Raw genomic sequence first — 16627 nt, 5'->3', positions numbered from 1 at the left:
CTTTGCCATCTAGCGGTGGCATGACGGAACGGACTTCTCTCACCCGCAAGGCCGGCCTCGAACGCCTCGCTGCGTTCCTGCGCGAGGATGCGGCAGACTACGCCGCGATGCGCAACACCGACCACGGTCCCGACGCCCGGCCGACGACCTCGGCCCTGTCGCCCTTCCTCCGCCGGCGGCTGCTGGACGAGCGGGAGGTCGTGGCGGCGGCCCGTGCCAAGCTCGGCGAGCGGGGTGCCGAGAAGTTCGTGTCCGAGGTGTTCTGGCGGACCTACTTCAAGGGTTATCTCGAAACGCATCCGGGCATCTGGAGCGATTGCCTGGCGCTCGCGCGCGCCGGCCACGATCGGCTCGACGCCGAGCCCGGCCTGCGGCGCGCCTATGCGGCGGCGACGGACGGGCGCACCGGCATCGACTGCTTCGACGCGTGGTCGCGCGAACTCGTCGAGACGAACTGGCTGCACAACCACACGCGCATGTGGTTCGCCTCGATCTGGATCTTCACGCTTCGCCTGCCCTGGGCGCTCGGGGCGGACTTCTTCATGCGCCATCTCCTCGACGGCGATCCGGCCAGCAACACCCTGTCCTGGCGCTGGGTCGCCGGGCTCCACACGCGCGGCAAGCACTATGTCGCGCGGGCCGAAAACATCCGCCGCTACACCGACGGGCGCTTCGACGCCAAGGACCTCGACGAGAACCCGACGTCGCTCGAAGAGGATCGCACGCCCGCCGAGGTGCCCTTGCCGGCGGCCCACAAGGCGCCTGCCGGCGAGGTCGCGCTGCTTCTCCATCTCGACGACCTCACCGTCGAGACGCTTCCGCTCGACGGGGTCCGACGTGTCGCGGGGCTCCTCGTTCATGCCGAGGGTGCGGCCGACCGGGTGAAGGCGGCCGACCGCGAGGCGCTGAACGACGGCCTGAAGCGCGCTGCGGCCCGTTTCGGATGCCCAGTGGTCGCGTTGGAAGACGGCTGGGCCGCGGACCTGCCGGTCGTCACGCCGTGGGCGCCCGGCGGACCGAGCGCCGCCGCGCTGCCGTCGGACTGCCTGCGCGTCCGCCGGCCGTGGGACGAAGTGGCCTGGCCGCGCGCGACGCGTGGCTACTCCCGGCTGCGCTCGGCGATCCCCGACGTCCTCGACACCTGCGGGGTGCCATGAGCGAACTGACGGTCTGGCACGATGGCTCGTGCCCCCTTTGCCGACGCGAGATCGCGCTGATGCGGCGTCTTGACCGGCGCGGTGCGATCCGCTTCGAGGACGCCGCGGCCGGCGAGGGGGCTGACTGTCCGATCGACCGGGCCGAGCTTCTCGCCCGTTTCCATGCGCGCGAAGACGGGCGCATCCTCAGCGGAGCGGCGGCCTTCGCCGCCATGTGGCGCGCCATCCCCGCCTTGCGTCCGCTCGGCCTCCTGTTTCGCAGCCGACCCGCGCTGGCCGTGCTGGAGGTGCTGTATCAGGCCTTCCTGCGCTTGCGCCCGCGCCTCCAGCGACTGGCCTTGCGATGGGAGAGATCATGAGACCGACACCCGACCCGACACGCGACGGTCAGGAAAGCGTCTGGGACTATCCGCGACCCGCGATCGCGGAACGGTGCAGCGCCCATGTCGTCATCGAGCACAAGGGCCGCCGCATCGCCGACAGCCGCCGCACCGTGCGCACGCTCGAGACCAGCCACCCGCCGACCTACTACATCCCGGTCGAGGACATCGCGCCCGGCATCCTGCGGCGCGGCGTCGGTCGGTCCATATGCGAATGGAAGGGCGCCGCGACCTACTGGGACGTGGTCGTCGACGGGGAGGTGCTCGCCTCGGTCGGCTGGAGCTACGCGTCACCGACGCCGGCCTTCGAGATTCTGCGCGACCACGTCGCCTTCTACGCCCGGCCGTTCGATCGTTGCCTCGTCGACGGCGAGACGGTCTCGCCGCAGCCGGGCGGCTTCTACGGCGGCTGGATCACCTCGAAAGTCGCCGGGCCGTTCAAGGGCAAGCCGGGAACCATGGGCTGGTAGCGTGGCGCACCCGGGCGGTCCGCTCCGTGGGAATGCTCCTCAGCGCGACTGTTCCAAAACGAAGACCGGGGGCGCCTCCGGCCGCAGCATGTCGCGCGTCAGCTCCATGCTGCTCGCTCCGACACGGTGGACGCGTCCAGAGGGGAACCGGTCGAGGAAGCGCTCGACCGGTTCGATCGCGAGCACGCCACGCGCGCTGTAGTAGTGCATCGGGATGATCGCGCCGGGGCGGATCCGCTCGATCGCGCGATCGAGATCGTCGAGCGCGATCGTCGCATGCTCGCCGGTCAGCGCGAGCAGGAGATCGACCTGACCGGCGAGGGCGTCGAGCTGGTCGTCGGCGATCGGGTTGCCGACGTCCCCCATGTGGAGAACGCGGATCCCGCCGAGCTCGAAGAGGTAGAGCGCATTGGCGTCGGGGTCGCGGTTGGACGCCGCCCGGAAGTCGAAGGTCAGGCTCTCGTAGGTCGGGAAGGCGCGGACGGCGAGCCCCTTCACCACCGTGCCCTCGCTCGGCAGTTCCAGCGTATTGACCACCACCGGTTCGCCGAGGACATGGCTCGGATCGGAATGGAAACGGTCGGTCGCCGAACTCATCAGGACGATGTCGGCCGGCTCGTCGATCGGGTCGAACCCGCTCTGGCCGGGGCCGGGCGTATAAGGGTCGGTGACGACCGCAAGGCCGTCCGCTTCCAGGCGAAAGCTGGCATGGGCGTAGAAGGTGATCTTCATCGGTCGTCTCCCGTCGCGTCCGCTCGGTCCGTCAACCCTCAATGCGCCGGCGGCACATGCTCCCCGGCCTCGACGCGGATCGGCAGCACGTTGCCGGGCGGGGGCAGGGGGCAGACCGCGAAGTCGGTGAAGGCGCAGGGCGGGCTGACGGCGTGGTTGAAGTCGAGAACGATGGTCTCGTCCGCGACGTCCTCACCGAAGAGAAAACGCGCGGCGGGATAGGTCTCGCCGGTTTTTGCCGTCGCGTCCCGGAACACGAACTGCGGGCGCTCGGGCGTGCCGTGCGTGGCCAGCAACTCGTATTGCTGGCCTTCCCGTTCAAAAACGGCGCGGTGCGTCGCCTCCACCTCAGTGCGTATGCTGCGGCTGGTGTCGATCTCGACCGAGTGGGGCGTGTCCAGCCGCTCCCAGCGGGCGACGATCCGCCAGGTCGGATCGTAGGAGAAGGCGGTCAGTTTCGGCAGGCGTTCGCCCTCGAGCGGCGTCGTGTCGCGCACGCGCAGCGCGTTCTCGCCGTTCAGCGTCGTGACTTCGAGCAGGAGGTTGCCGCTCGAAAAGCGTGGCGGCGCCGACTTCGACAGGGCAAGGCGCTGCTCCGCGCCGCCGCCGGCCGGCTGAAAGCGCACGCCGGTCTCGTCCTGCGTGAGCGTGCCGACCTCGGTGGGGCCGGTCGGCAGCACGATGTCGTTGTCCTGTCCGCTGCCGATGCGGAACCGCCCGTTCTCCAGCGGATAGCGGCCGACGATGTTGAGCCACCCGTCGGGTCGGGCGAGATCGGCGAGCCGCCGCTCCCGCCACGCTGCAAACCCGGTCTTCGCGTCCTCGGCGGTCTCGCTCATGGAATGGGTCCTTCCGGTCTCGTGCCGAAGCAGGCTGGCGTTTGCGGGCCGGGTCTAGCGAGGCTGCGACCCGGCGCGCAACCCTTGCGATCGCGTTTGCCGCAAGGCGGCCTCTGTCAGGCGCTCGCCGGCACGCGTGCGATCACCTTGATCTCGAAGTCGAAGCCCGCCAGCCAGGTGACGCCGACCGCCGTCCAGTTCGGATAGGGCGCGGCGCCGATCACGCCGTCGCGCACCGTCATGATCGTCTCGAACTGGGCTTCCGGGTCGGTGTGGAAGGTGGTCACGTCGATCACGTCGTCGAAGGTGCAGCCGGCGGCGGCGAGGACGTTGGCGAGGTTGGCGAAGGCCCGCCGCACCTGCGCCTCGAAGTCGGGCTCGGGCGAGCCGTCGTCGCGGCTGCCGACCTGACCCGACACGAACAGGAGGTCGCCCGAGCGGATGGCCGCGGAATAGCGGTGCGCGTCGTAGAGGGCGTGACGGTTGGCGGGAATGATGGCCTGACGCTGAAGCATGGGTCGGTTCCTGAATGGATAAGGAGGGGCGAGCATGGAGGCGCTCGCGCGCGCTTCACTTCCTCCCGCGGGTTTGATATACGCGGCGTATGTGAATTGGTCGCACACATACGCAGCGTATGTCAAGCGCTCGCGGCAGGAGAACATTCGCGATGGCGGCAGCGGGTCGACGGGCGGAACAGATGGAGGCGACGCGCGCCAGGCTGATCGCGGCCGCGCGCGCGGCCTTTGCCGAGAAGGGCTATGCGGCGGCGTCGATGGACGAACTCACCGCGCAGGCCGGCCTGACGCGCGGCGCGCTCTATCACAACTTCGGCGACAAGAAGGGCCTGCTGCAGGCCGTGGTCGACCAGATCGACGGCGAGATGGCGGAGCGGGCGAAGCGCGACGCGACCGCGGCCGGCGGCGGTTTCGAGGCGCTGCTCGCCGAGGGCATCGCCTATATCGAGCTGGCGCTGGAGCCCGAGGTGCAGCGGATCGTGCTTCTCGACGGGCCCGCCGTGCTCGGCGATCCCTCGCGCTGGCCCTCGCAGGACAGCTGCCTGCGAACGACGATCCGCACCCTGGAGGACCTCATCGCCGCGCGTGTCGTGAAGCCCGTCGACCCGGAGGCCGCGGCGCGGCTGATCAACGGCGCGGCCCTCAACGCGGCGCTCTGGATCGCAGCTGCGGAAGATCCGCGCGCGGTCCTCGGCAAGGCCGTCGATGCTTTCCGGCAGCTCTGCTCGGGCCTCCTGCGCGCCGATTGACCGCGGGGCCATATGGCTACCCAGCCGCTCCGATCGGGCGTAGGCTTCGCTCCGATCTCGGGAGTGCACCCATGGTTCTCGATCGTCGTTCTCTGCTCGCGGCGCTTGCCCTTGCGCCCCTCGGCCTCGCGTCCGCCCGCGCCGCGACGCCGGAGCCTCTCTCCGACCCGCCGCTTCTCGGCAGCGACTACCGGGCGGCCCGCGCCGGCTTCCGGACCAGGCTCCTTCGGCGCGGACCCGCACCCGACGAGGGCGATCCGCTGACGGCCCCGGACGGCGCGGTGGCGCTCCGCTACCCATCGGGCCCGCGCGAGCTCGTCGCCTGGGCGAGCCCGCCGGGCGACGCTTCGGCGCGCAAGCCGGCCGTCCTCGTTCTCCACGGCGGCAACGCGATCTGGCACGGCCACTGGCAGGACCTCGCAGCGCCCTTTGTTGCGGCAGGCTTTCATGCGCTGATGCCGACGATGCGCGGCGAGAACGGCCAGCCCGGCGACTTCTCCGCCTTCTACGACGAGACCGACGACGTGCTCGCCGCCGCCGCGGTTCTGCGGGCGCGTCCCGACGTCGATCCAGAGCGCGTCTACATCAGCGGCCACAGCATCGGCGGCACGCTGACGCTTCTCGGCGCGCTCGCCGGCGATTTTCGCGCGGCGGCCGCCCTGTCGCCGTCGCCGGACACGCGCATCTTCTTCCGGCGCTTCGCCGACGAGGTCCCGTTCGACATATCGGACCCGCGCGAGGTCGAGATGCGTTCGGCCGTGTGCTTCGCCTCCGGCTTCCGCTGCCCGGTCCTCATGTCGCACGGCGACGGCGAAACGCGCTCGAGCGGCGCGATCGACCTGACCGTCGCGCGCGCCAGAGCCGCCGGGCAGACCGCCGAACACCGCGTCGTGCCGGGCGATCACATGGGCTCGATCCCCGGCAGCATCCGCGAGGCGCTCGCCTTCTTCGCCCGCGTGGGTTGAAAGGCGAGCGCCCGGACTCTTGCGCCTCAGGAGGCGTGGGGGAGGGCGGCGTGTGGCTCCCGCCCGGCGGCCGCCGACTTGGCGGCGCCCCGACGCACGAGGACGTAGAACAGGGGCGTCAGGAACAGGCCGAACACGGTGACGCCGAGCATGCCGGAGAAGACCGCGACGCCCATCGCCGAGCGCATCTCGGCACCCGCACCCGTCGACAGGACCAGCGGCAGGACGCCCATGATGAAGGCGAGCGAGGTCATCAGGATCGGCCGCAACCGCAGCCGCGCCGCCTCGATCGCCGCATCGCGCGGAGTGCGCCCTTCGGCTTCCAGTTCGCGGGCGAACTCGACGATCAGGATGGCGTTCTTCGCCGACAGGCCGACCAGAACGATCAGGCCGATCTGGGTGAAGATGTTGTTGTCGCCCGCCGTCAGCCAGATGCCCGCCAGCGCCGAGAACAGGCCGGCCGGCACGATCAGGAGGATCGCGATCGGCAGCGTCAGGCTTTCGTACTGCGCGGCGAGCACCAGGAAGACGAGGAGCAGCGCCAGGGGGAAGATCACGATGCCGGAATTGCCCGCGATGATCTCTTGGTAGGTCAGCTCGGTCCATTCGAAGGCGAAGCCCGGCGGCAGCGTCTCGGCGGCGATCCGCTCCACCGCGGCCTGCGCCTGCCCCGACGAGAAGCCGGGCGCGGCGTTGCCGTTGACGTCGGCGGCGAGGAAGCCGTTGTAGCGTAGCGCCCGCTCCGGCCCGGCCACCGTGTCGACCGACAAGAGCGCCGACAGCGGGATCATCTCGCCCGTGGTCGAGCGGACCTTGAGGCTGCCGATGTCCTCGGCCCTTGCGCGATAGGGCGCATCGGCCTGGACCCGCACCGAGTAGGTACGGCCGAACTCGTTGAAGTCGTTGACGTAGAGCGAGCCGAGATAGATCTGCAGCGTGTTGAAGATCTCGGTGATCGGCACGTTCAGCTGCCGGGCGCGCGCGCGGTCGACGTCGGCGAAGAGCTGCGGCACGTCAATGCCGTAGCCCGTGAACATGCCGGTCAGTTCGGGCGCCTGATAGGCCTTCGCGAGGAAGCCCTTCACCACGTCGTCCAGCGCCTTGTAGCCCTGGCCGGAGCGGTCCTCGATCTGCAGCTTGAAGCCGCCGATGGTGCCGAGGCCCTGGACGGGCGGCGGCGGGAAGATGGCGGTGAAGGCCTCCTCGATCCCAGCGAACTGTCCGTTCAGCGCCTGCGCGATGGCGCCGGCCGAAAGCTCCGGCGTCTTGCGGTCCTCAAACGGGGCGAGGGTCAGGAAGACGACCGCGGCGTTCGAGGAGTTGGTGAAACCGTTGATCGAGAGGCCCGGGAAGGTGATCGTCGATTCGACGCCGGGCGTCTTCAGGGCGATCTCGCCCATGCGCTTCGCCACGGCTTCGGTGCGGTCGAGCGAGGCGCCGTCGGGCAGCTGCGCGAAGCCGACGAGATACTGCTTGTCCTGCGCCGGCACGAAGCCGCCGGGCACCTTCTGGAACAGCACGACCGTCAGCGCGACGAGCACGATGTAGACGCCGAGCATCATCCCCTTGCGGGTGATCAGGCGTCCCAGCCCGTTGCCGTAGCGGCGCGACGAGGCGCCGAAGAAGCGGTTGAAGCCGCGGAAGAACCAGCCGAGCGCGCCGTCGAGGATGCGCGTCAGACGATCCTTCGGCGCATCGTGGCCCCGCAGGAGGAGGGCGGCGAGCGCTGGCGACAGGGTGAGCGAGTTGAAGGCCGAGATGACGGTCGAGATCGCCAACGTCAGCGCGAACTGCCGGTAGAACTGGCCGGTGAGTCCGGAGATGAAGGCGAGCGGCACGAACACGGCGACGAGCACCAGCGCGATCGCGACGATCGGACCCGACACCTCGCGCATCGCCTGATAGGTCGCCTCGCGCGGCGAGAGGCCGTTCTCGATGTTGCGCTCGACGTTCTCGACGACGACGATCGCGTCGTCCACCACGATGCCGATGGCCAGGACGAGGCCGAAGAGCGACAGCGCGTTGATCGAGAAGCCGAGGAGATGCATCACCGCGAAGGTGCCGACGATCGAGACGGGCACGGCCAGAAGCGGGATGATCGAGGCGCGCCAGGTCTGGAGGAAGACCACGACGACGATCACGACCAGCACCACGGCTTCGAGCAGGGTGTGGACCACGGCGTCGATCGAGGCGCGCACGAACTGGGTCGTGTCGTAGACGATCTCGTAGTCGACGCCGTCCGGCATCGTCTGCTTGATCTCGGCCATTGTGCGGCGCACCTCGTCGGCGATCGCGATGGCATTGGAGCCGGGTGCCTGGAAGACGGGGACGGCGACCGCCGGCTCGTTGGAAAGGAGCGAGCGCAGGGCGTATTCCGAGGCGCCGAGCTCGACGCGGCCGATGTCGCGGATGCGCGTGATCGCGCCCGTCTCGGGATCGGTGCGAACGATGATGTCGGCGAATTCCTCGACGTCCCGCAGGCGCCCCTGCGCGTTGACGGACAACTGGAACTCGACGCCGGCGACGCTCGGCGAGGCGCCGATGACGCCGGCCGCGGCCTGCACGTTCTGCTCGCGGATCGCGGTCACGACGTCGTTTGCCGAGAGGCCGCGGGCGGCGGTCTTCTCGGGGTCGAGCCAGATGCGCATGGAATAGTCGCCCGAGCCGAAGAGCTGGACCTGGCCCATGCCGTCGATGCGCGCGAGGCGGTCGCGCACGTTGAGAAGCGCGTAGTTGCGAAGATAGGTGAGGTCGTAGCGCCCGTTGGGCGAGGTGAGGTGAACGACCAGCATGAGGTCGGGCGAGGACTTCACCACCGACACGCCGAGGCGGCGGACTTCCTCGGGCAGGCGCGGCTCGGCCTGCGCGACGCGGTTCTGGACGAGCTGTTGCGCCTGGTCGGGATCGGTGCCGATGCGGAAGGTGACGGTCAGCTGCAGCGTGCCGTCCGTCGTCGCCTGGCTCGACATGTAGAGCATGTTCTCGACGCCGTTGATCTGCTCCTCGAGCGGCGTCGCCACCGTCTCGGCGATCACGGCCGGATTGGCGCCGGGATAGGCGGCGCGCACGACGACCGAGGGTGGCACGACCTCGGGATATTCCGAGATCGGCAGCGCGAAGATGGACAGGAGGCCGCCAAGGAAGATCATGACGGACAGGACGCCCGCAAAGACGGGACGGTCCACGAAGAACCGGGAAATGTTCACGGGCTGACGCTTTCGAAGGGGAAGGACGAGGGACGGCCCCGGCGGAGCGGGAGGGACTCCGCCGGGGGCCTCGGCTCAGCGCGTGGCGGGGGCGTCCGCGCTGGCCTGTCGGTCGAGGCTGCGGCCGGTCTCCATCGAGACCATCTGGGGGGCGACCTTGGCGCCGGGGCGCAGACGCTGCAGGCCATTGACGACGACGCGCTCGTCGACGGCGAGGCCGCTTTCGACGACACGCATGTCGCCGGACGCCGCGCCGAGATGCACTTCGCGGTACTGCACCGTATCGGTCTCGTCGACCACCAGCACATAGCGCTTGTCCTGATCGGTGCCGACCGCCCGCTCGGACACGAGAAGGGCCGGTTCCGCCTTGGGTTCACCAAGACGGACCTTGGCGAACTGGCCCGGCATCAGCGCTCCCTCGGCGTTCGGAAAGGCGACGCGGATGGCGACCGTGCCGTTGGCGGGGTCGACGGTCGGATCGACGAAGCGGACATGGCCTTCGACGCTGCCACCGTTCTGGAGATCGAGGCGAGCCGGAATGCGCCCGATGCCGTCCATGCCGCCGGCGGACTGCAGCAGGCGCTGCGTGCTGCCCTCGTCGGCGTCGATCGTGGCGTAGACGGGATCGACCGACACCATCCGCGCCAGGACCGGCGAGGCGGCCCCGGCCGAGACGAGGTTGCCGCTCGTCACGAGGAGCCGCCCGATACGCCCGGACACCGGCGCCCGGATCTCGGTATAGGAGAGATCGAGCTCGGCGCTGCGCAGAGTGGCGGCGGCAGCCGAGAGCTGGGCCTGCGCCTCGGCGGCGGCCTGGACACGGCGCTCGTATTCGGAGCCTGCGATGGTGCGGTTCCCCTGAAGCTGTGCGCCGCGATCGCGTTCGCCTTCGGCAAACGCGAGGCGCGCCTGCGCAGCCTGCAGGTCGGAGCGGGACCGCTCCACCGCTGCGCGATAGGGCTCGGGATCGATGGTGACGAGAAGCGCACCCTTTTCCACCAGGGCACCCTCCTCGAAATGCGTCGCGAGGACCGCACCGGCGACGCGCGAGCGGATCTCGACCCGCTCGACCGCCTCGAGCCGGCCCGAATGGCGCGACCAGAGCTCGACCGGACGCCGCTCGACCCGGGCGACCGATGCCGGCACGGCCGCTGGGGGCGCGGCTTCGCTCGTTTCGGCGCCGGCCGCTGGCCGGGGCTCATGGCTGATCACGCCGAGGCCAAGGAATGTGACGGCAAAGGCCGCCGCGACGGAACTTGCCATGACCGCGGCGACGCCGTTCAGGACGGAATGGAGTTTGGACATGGGGTCTTCCTCGATCGATGCGGGGGGCGGACGGATGGGAAAGGCGGGAGGCCCGCCGGCGCGCGGGGGCGCTGACGGCAGGCCGCTTTCTCAGAAGCTGTCGGAGCCGGGAACGATCGCGCCGCCCCGGGCAAAGGACTGGCTGCGGGCGTTCTCGCGCACCTCAGGCCGTTCGGCCGGCACGAAGGACTCCGAGCGCACGGTGCGGCCGGACTGGTAGCCGTAGGAGGTCTCGGAACGATCGCGGCTCTTCACAGTCCCGGTCACCACCGAGTGGTCGGCGGCAGCCTGCGCCTGGCGCACGCCGAGATCGGAGCCCGGAACGAGGTCCGCGGCGGAGGCGAAGCCGGCAGAGAGCAGGAGGGCGGCGGTGGCGGAGAAAAGAATGCGGGACATGGGTTGGTCTCCGGAAAACAGGTCGCAAGAGATCGCTGCCGCGACGCCGGGGGCGCGCGGAACAAGCGGTCGGAAGGTTGGGAACGGGAGGCCGCATGCGGAGAGCGCGCGCCCATCCCTGCCGCAGCACGAACGTGCGTCGGCATCGGGTCCGGTCTCGGACATCGGGTGGGCGATCTTGGTGCCACCGTCCCGATGTTGATTACCGATCGGTATGGAAAGAGCTAGACGCTCCCCTCCTCGATGTCAACGGAATATTTTACCGATGAGTATAAAAGATGCCGAAGGGGGACTGCGGGCATCTCGTCAGGCCCGTTCGCGGCGGTATCGCAAGATATGGTCCACGAAGGCGCGCAGGCGCATCGGCATGTCGCGGCGGCTGGGATAGTAGAGGAAGAAACCGGGGAAGGGCGGGCAGAAGGCGTCCAGCACCGACACGAGGGTTCCGCGTTCGAGATCCTCGTGGAACGTGTCCTCCATGCCAAAGCTGATGCCGGCTCCCGCGCGGGCCAGCTGCACCATCAGGCGCATGTCGTTGGTGGTGACTTCCGGTTCGACCGAGACCGTGAAGTCGCGTTCGTCTTCGGCAAATTCCCAGCGATAGGGCGCGGCGCGTGGTGCCGGACGCCATCCGATGCAGCGGTGGGCAGCCAACTCGCGCGGGTGCAGGGGCGTGCCAGCCCGTTCGAGATAGACAGGCGCGGCCACTGCGACCTGGCGCTGGTCGCCCGACACCGGCACGGCGATCATGTCCTGCTCGATCACCTCGCCAAGCCGCACACCGGCGTCGAAGCCCTGCGCCACGATGTCGAACTCCTCGTCGGTGACGAGGACGTCGAGCTGCACGTCGGGGCAGGCATCGCAGAAGCCTGCCAGCAGCGGGCCGGATAGGACGCTCTCGGCGATCGAGGACACGGCCAGCCGCAACTGTCCGCGCACGGCGGAGCGATGGGCCCGAACCCCGTCCAGCGCTGCCCGCATGTCGGCGATGGCCGGGGCGATCTCGCCTCGCAGCCGCTCGCCTTCCTCGGTCAGGCTCATGCTGCGCGTCGTGCGGCGGACCAGCGACACGCCGAGATCGGCCTCAAGACGCCGCAGCGACTGGCTGACCGCGGAGCGGGTGACGCCGAGACGATCGGCGGCGGCACGCAGGCTCGCCTCCTCGGAGATGACGGCGAAGACGGACAGGGCGTTCAGGTCGTCGTGCATTGGTTATCGTGGCTTACCAAGGCGTGCAGTGGAAGGTGGCTTTTGGCGACAATGGAGCGGGTCTATCTCATCGGCAACCGCCCCGGTCGACGAAATTGCCGGAGCGGGATGAACGCAAACCACGCAAAGGAGGCCCTCATGGCTCTCGACAAGGTCGTTCTCATCACCGGCGCCTCGTCCGGCATCGGCGAAGGCATCGCTCGCGAACTCGCTGGCGCCGGCGCCACGCTCATGCTCGGAGCCCGTCGCACGGACCGGTTGGACGCGCTCGCCGAGGAGCTCCGACGCAACGGCGCCCGTGTGGCGACCCGCCGCCTCGACGTCACCGACCGCGCCGACGTCGCAGCCTTCGCCGAGGCGGCCCGCGCCGCGTTCGGGCGTGTCGACGCGATCGTCAACAACGCCGGCGTCATGCCGCTGTCGCCGCTCGCCGCGCTGAAGGTGGACGAGTGGGACTGGATGATCGACGTCAACGTGAAGGGTGTCCTCTACGGCATTGCGGCCGTGCTGCCGGAGATGACGGCGCGCGGCTCCGGCCACGTCGTCAATACCGCCTCGATCGGCGCGCTCGCCGTGTCGCCGACCGCCGCCGTCTACTGCGCGACGAAGTTCGCTATCCGAGCCATCTCGGACGGGCTGCGGCAGGAGCGGCAGGACATCCGCGTGACCTGCATCCATCCGGGCGTCGTGGAAAGCGAACTGGCCTCGACCATCACCGACCGCGACGCGGCGACGCTGATGGAGAGCTTTCGCTCGGTCGCCCTGAAGCCGGACGCGATCGGCCGCGCCGTACGCTTCGCGCTGGAACAGCCGGAGGACGTCGACGTCAGCGAGGTGGTCGTGCGTCCCCTCCGGTCGGCGCACTGATGCGCCGGCTCGTCCTTGCGGGCGCCACCCTTGCGGCCGCGTCCGTCCTTCCGTCCCAGGCCGAGGAGGCTGTCATGCCGGACCAGAACCATCCCTATGTCGGCCTTTGGGTCACCGACGATGGCCACGTGCGCCACGAGCTTCTCCCGAACGGTCGCTATGACGAAGCGCGCGGCACGCGCGAGAGCGCCTATCGCGGCCGATACGAGGTGTCCGGCACCCATATCGAGTACTGGGACGATACCGGCTTCACCGCCGACGGCGATTTCGTCGATGCCGATACGCTGCACCATGGCGGAATGGTGCTTCGCCGTCGCTGAGCGAAGACGGGCTGCCGCAGCAGGGAAAGCCTGCGGCGGCTCGGCCACAGCACCGCCACAATCCGGCCTTGCGCTTCGGCGCGCGTCCACAATCCGCTGTCGCCGCGCCGCGCCGTCTTGCATGCTCCCGTCGGACCGGCTGCGGGGGCTTGCCGGAGGGGGACGTTTCGCATGAGCCGTATCGATTGCCGGGCCGTTCTGGCCGCTACCACCGCGCTTCTCGTCGCCGGCACGGCGCTGCCCGCGCTGGCGCAGGTCGCCGGACCCGTCATCAGCTTCGGCGACTCCCTGTCCGACAACGGCAACCTCTACCTCCTGACCGGCCGGCCGGCATCGCCGCCCTATTTCGCAGGCCGCTTCTCGAACGGGCCGGTCTTCACCGAATACCTCAACGGCGGTCCGATGCAGCAGGCGGGCGCGGCGACCCTCGCGGGCGTGCGCATCAATCCCGAACTGTCGCAGAACTATGCGTTCGGCAACGCCCGCACCGACCGGCTGGACGGCCTGCTGCCGCCCGGTATCCCCGCGCAGATCGATGCGTTCGAGCTGCAGGACGGGCGCTTCGGCGCGAGCGACGTCGTCACCCTCTACGGCGGCGCCAACAACATCATCCAAGAGATCAACACGCCCGGCGCGACCGCCGCGCTGGTCGGCGCGGAAGCCGTGGCGTCGGCCGGCGACGTCGCCGCCTCGCTCGCCCGCCTCGGTCGTCTCGGCGCGCCCACCGTCGCCGTCCTCAACCTGCCCGACATCGGCGCGACGCCGGCCTTCTCGGCGACCCTGCAAGGGTCGGTGGCCGGAACGCTCGCCACAAACGCCTTCAACACCGCGCTGCGGGCCGGCGTGGCGCAGGTCGCCGCAGGGCTGCCGAACACCGACGTCGTGCTCGTCGACGTCCAGCGCCTCGGGGCGCTGGTCGCGAGCGATCCGGCGCGCTTCGGCATCCTCAACACGCGCGACGCCTGCCTGTCGACGCCGGCCTGCGCGGCGGCCCCCGTCAGCGTCCAGAACACCTATCTCTACTGGGACGGCATCCACCCGACGACCGGCGTCCACCGCCTGTTCTCGCAGCTCGTCGAGGACTACCTGTCGGTCGGAACCACCGCTGCGGCGGTCGGCTCGCTGACGGAGACCGCGCTTCTCGATCGCATGACGGCGAACGAGGCGGTGCGCGACCGGGCCCGCGTCGCCGCGCTGCGCCTGCCGCCGCCGGCCACCGGCTCGGACGCGGCGATCGCCGTGCCGTTCTCCGACCTCTACGTCTCGCTCGGCGGCAGCCGCTTCGAGCGCGACGGGGCGCGCGACTACCGCTTCGACAACGGCTCGGTCCGCATCGGCTACGACCACCGCCTGACCGACCGGGTCCTGATCGGCGGTGCGCTGTCGGCGGCCGCCGGCGAGGTGGACGACGCGCGCCTCACCTACGACACGCTGTCCTTCGCCGCCGACCTCTACGCCACGGCTCTGTTTGGCCCGGCCTATGTGACCCTCTCGGGCGGCGTCGCGCATCACGACTACGAGGACCTCGACCGGCGGACCCTCGTTTCGACCGTCGTCAATCGCGGCACCAACACCAACGGCGTGTCGGCCAATGTCGGCCTCGAGGCCGGCTACGGCTTTCAGGCCGGCGCCTTCACGATCACGCCGGCGCTCGGGCTCGACTACCTCTACGCAGATGCCGACGGCTATGCCGAGAGCGGCGCCGCGGCCGAGATCGTCTATGGCGACACGCAGCGCAACGCGCTGCTCGGCTCGGCGAACCTGCACCTCGGCTATGTCACCGATCTCGGCGGCCGACCGCTCGCGCTGACCGGCCGCATTGGCTACGAGGACATCCTCACAGAAGACGACGCGCGCGTCTCGGCGGCGATCGCCGGCGGCATCACCCGCGCACGCTCCAGTGCGCTCGACGATCTGGCGGCGCGTGGCTTCGTGGCGGGCGTCGGCGTCGATGCGGGCCTCACCGACCGCCTGTCGCTTACCGGCCGCTATTCGATCGGCACGAGCTCGGACATCGACACCAGCCACGTCGGCGAGGTCGGCTTGAAGTATCGCTTCTGACGAGAACGGATGCGGCGCGGCGGGCATCTGACGCGGCGTCGCCTCAGACCGCGGTGCCGAGCTTGATGCGGCTGAGGTCGGAGAAGCGGGGGATCGCGTAATCCTCGGTCCCGACCATAGTCGGGCGGCCGGTCAGCACCTCGGCCGCGAGGCGTCCCGCGCCCGGCCCGATGCCGAAGCCGTGGCCGGAGAAGCCGGTCGCCACCACGACGTCGGGATCGGTCTCGATCCGGTCGATATAGGGGATCGCGTCGGGGGTGACGTCGATATAGCCGGCCCAGCGCTGGAGGATCCGGGCGCCGCCGAGCGCCGGGAAGAAGCCGGCGGCCTTTCGCAGAAGGGCCTCTCCGTCGCCGGCGCGGGGCCGGGGGTCGAGCATCCGCGCGCCGGTATAGGATCGAGGCGCCAGCGTCTCGCGGAAGGACTGCAGCGCGATGTGCGGGCGGATGCCGCGGCCTTGCTGGCGCAGCATCGGCGCGAACTCGCGAAGGAAGCGGAGGCTGTCGGGCGTCAGCGGCGCGTCGTAGGTTGAGCTGTCGGCGATCGTGTAGCCGCCGTCGAGGCGCTTGCGGACGCCGATCTTGTCGATCCAGATCGAGGCCTCGGGACCACCCTCGACCGCCGATGTGCGGAACACGGAGCCGAGGACCTTCAACTGCGGCAGGCGGAGGCCAAGGCTTCGGCCAAAGGCGCTGGACCAGGCGCCGGCCGCCACGAGAACGCCGGAGCACGCGATCCGCCCATGCTCGGTGAGAACGGCGTCGACCCGCCCCGCCGACCGCTCGACGCCGTTGACCGCGCAGGGCGCGAGGACGGTCAGGCCCTTGGCCCTGGCGGCGCGCACGATGGCCGGGACGGCGAGCTGGGGTTCGGCGCGCCCGTCGCTCGCGACGAAAAGGCCGAGGCGCTGGCGCAGCGGCGCATCGCGCGTCACCTCGCGCAGGCGCGCGCCCGTCAGGATCTCGGCGTCGACGCCCTGCGGCCGGGCCATCCGTGCCCAGGCCTCGAACGAGGCTTCCTCTTCGGCGGTCTCGGCGACGAAGAGCGTGCCGTGCTGGCGGAAGCCGACATCGGCGCCCACCGTCTCGGCCATCCCGCGCCACAGGCGCAGGCTCTCGACGATGAGCGGCACCTCGCGCTCGTCGCGCCCGGCCTGCCGGCACCAGCCCCAGTTGCGGCTGGACTGCTCGCCGGCCACCTGTCCCTTTTCGCAAAGGACGACGGAATGGCCCGCCTCGACGAGATGAAGAGCGGCTGCCGCCCCGATGATGCCGCCGCCGATGACGACGAAATCCACCTTGGTCGGCACGCGCGTGTCGCTGGCGACGAGATCGAGATGAGGTCCCATGATGGGTCTTCGTAGAGCAAACCGGGGAAGGGGCGGTCAAGCCTTGTGATCATGACGGGCGCGGATCACGGCGCCGGACTTGGGGGTTGCCGAGTTGTGCGGCGAGGG

16 protein-coding genes are annotated in these 16627 nt (G+C 70.0%); 8 read left to right on the top strand and 8 right to left on the bottom strand.

From position 1 onward, the window contains the following. Nucleotides 1-20 precede the first annotated feature (20 nt). Genes BM175_RS02770 through BM175_RS02760 form a run of 3 tightly spaced genes read left to right on the top strand, consistent with a single transcriptional unit; the run spans nt 21 to nt 2007 of the window. Entirely contained in the window at nt 21-1157 is a 1137-nt protein-coding gene (locus BM175_RS02770; RefSeq protein WP_090958837.1) for an FAD-binding domain-containing protein, read from the top strand. Next, entirely contained in the window at nt 1154-1516 is a 363-nt protein-coding gene (locus tag BM175_RS02765; RefSeq protein ID WP_090958835.1) for a thiol-disulfide oxidoreductase DCC family protein, read from the top strand. The genes BM175_RS02770 and BM175_RS02765 overlap by 4 nt, the downstream gene beginning before the upstream one ends. Continuing rightward, the gene (locus BM175_RS02760) at nt 1513-2007 is read left to right on the top strand and encodes a DUF427 domain-containing protein (protein ID WP_090958832.1); all 495 of its coding nucleotides are present in this window, start codon (nt 1513-1515) and stop codon (nt 2005-2007) included. The genes BM175_RS02765 and BM175_RS02760 overlap by 4 nt, the downstream gene beginning before the upstream one ends. Before the next feature lie 39 nt (nt 2008-2046). Here the strand turns inward: BM175_RS02760 and BM175_RS02755 are convergent, their stop codons facing one another. From BM175_RS02755 to BM175_RS02745, 3 genes are all read right to left on the bottom strand, one after another. Then, entirely contained in the window at nt 2047-2739 is a 693-nt protein-coding gene (locus BM175_RS02755; protein ID WP_090958829.1) for an MBL fold metallo-hydrolase, read from the bottom strand. 38 nt (nt 2740-2777) lie between these two features. Beyond that, entirely contained in the window at nt 2778-3578 is an 801-nt protein-coding gene (locus BM175_RS02750; protein WP_090958827.1) for a DUF1684 domain-containing protein, read from the bottom strand. Between the two features lie 116 nt (nt 3579-3694). Beyond that, complete coding sequence (locus tag BM175_RS02745) at nt 3695-4093, bottom strand: RidA family protein (protein ID WP_090958824.1); 399 nt, start codon at nt 4091-4093, stop codon at nt 3695-3697. 152 nt (nt 4094-4245) lie between these two features. Here BM175_RS02745 and BM175_RS02740 point away from each other — a divergent pair, with 152 nt between their 5' ends. Continuing rightward, entirely contained in the window at nt 4246-4842 is a 597-nt protein-coding gene (locus tag BM175_RS02740) for a TetR/AcrR family transcriptional regulator (protein ID WP_090958821.1), read from the top strand. 71 nt (nt 4843-4913) lie between these two features. Next, nucleotides 4914-5807: an alpha/beta hydrolase family protein gene (locus tag BM175_RS02735; RefSeq protein ID WP_090958819.1), complete on the top strand. Its 894-nt coding sequence runs from the start codon at nt 4914-4916 to the stop codon at nt 5805-5807. A gap of 26 nt (nt 5808-5833) precedes the next feature. Here BM175_RS02735 and BM175_RS02730 read toward each other — a convergent pair whose 3' ends face one another. The 4 genes from BM175_RS02730 to BM175_RS02715 form a co-directional block, all read right to left on the bottom strand. Continuing rightward, entirely contained in the window at nt 5834-9013 is a 3180-nt protein-coding gene (locus BM175_RS02730) for an efflux RND transporter permease subunit (protein WP_090958816.1), read from the bottom strand. A gap of 75 nt (nt 9014-9088) precedes the next feature. After that, nucleotides 9089-10318: an efflux RND transporter periplasmic adaptor subunit gene (locus BM175_RS02725; RefSeq protein WP_090958813.1), complete on the bottom strand. Its 1230-nt coding sequence runs from the start codon at nt 10316-10318 to the stop codon at nt 9089-9091. A 90-nt stretch (nt 10319-10408) separates the two neighbouring features. Further along, a complete protein-coding gene (locus BM175_RS02720; RefSeq protein WP_090958810.1) occupies nt 10409-10714 on the bottom strand; it encodes a hypothetical protein in 306 nt (101 codons plus the stop codon). Nucleotides 10715-11020: 306 nt separating this feature from the next. Continuing rightward, nucleotides 11021-11923: a LysR family transcriptional regulator gene (locus BM175_RS02715; RefSeq protein ID WP_090958807.1), complete on the bottom strand. Its 903-nt coding sequence runs from the start codon at nt 11921-11923 to the stop codon at nt 11021-11023. Nucleotides 11924-12061: 138 nt separating this feature from the next. Here BM175_RS02715 and BM175_RS02710 point away from each other — a divergent pair, with 138 nt between their 5' ends. The 3 genes from BM175_RS02710 to BM175_RS02700 all read left to right on the top strand — a co-directional run bounded on the left by BM175_RS02710 (nt 12062) and on the right by BM175_RS02700 (nt 15171). Further along, the gene (locus BM175_RS02710) at nt 12062-12790 is read left to right on the top strand and encodes an SDR family oxidoreductase (RefSeq protein WP_090959175.1); all 729 of its coding nucleotides are present in this window, start codon (nt 12062-12064) and stop codon (nt 12788-12790) included. Continuing rightward, entirely contained in the window at nt 12790-13110 is a 321-nt protein-coding gene (locus BM175_RS02705) for an Atu4866 domain-containing protein (protein WP_090958804.1), read from the top strand. Before BM175_RS02710 ends, BM175_RS02705 begins: the two co-directional genes overlap by 1 nt. Before the next feature lie 171 nt (nt 13111-13281). After that, nucleotides 13282-15171 carry an autotransporter domain-containing protein gene (locus BM175_RS02700; RefSeq protein WP_090958801.1) on the top strand — a complete coding sequence of 630 codons (1890 nt, stop codon included), beginning with the start codon at nt 13282-13284 and terminating at the stop codon, nt 15169-15171. A gap of 43 nt (nt 15172-15214) precedes the next feature. Here the strand turns inward: BM175_RS02700 and BM175_RS02695 are convergent, their stop codons facing one another. Next, the gene (locus BM175_RS02695) at nt 15215-16519 is read right to left on the bottom strand and encodes an NAD(P)/FAD-dependent oxidoreductase (RefSeq protein ID WP_090958798.1); all 1305 of its coding nucleotides are present in this window, start codon (nt 16517-16519) and stop codon (nt 15215-15217) included. Between the last annotated feature and the right edge of the window lie 108 nt (nt 16520-16627).

Source organism: Aureimonas phyllosphaerae (genome assembly GCF_900113065.1).
GTDB classification, from domain to species: Bacteria; Pseudomonadota; Alphaproteobacteria; order Rhizobiales; family Rhizobiaceae; genus Aureimonas; species Aureimonas phyllosphaerae.
The sequence above is the reverse complement of the archived record's forward strand: the minus strand, read 5'-3'. Positions and strand labels throughout refer to the sequence as shown.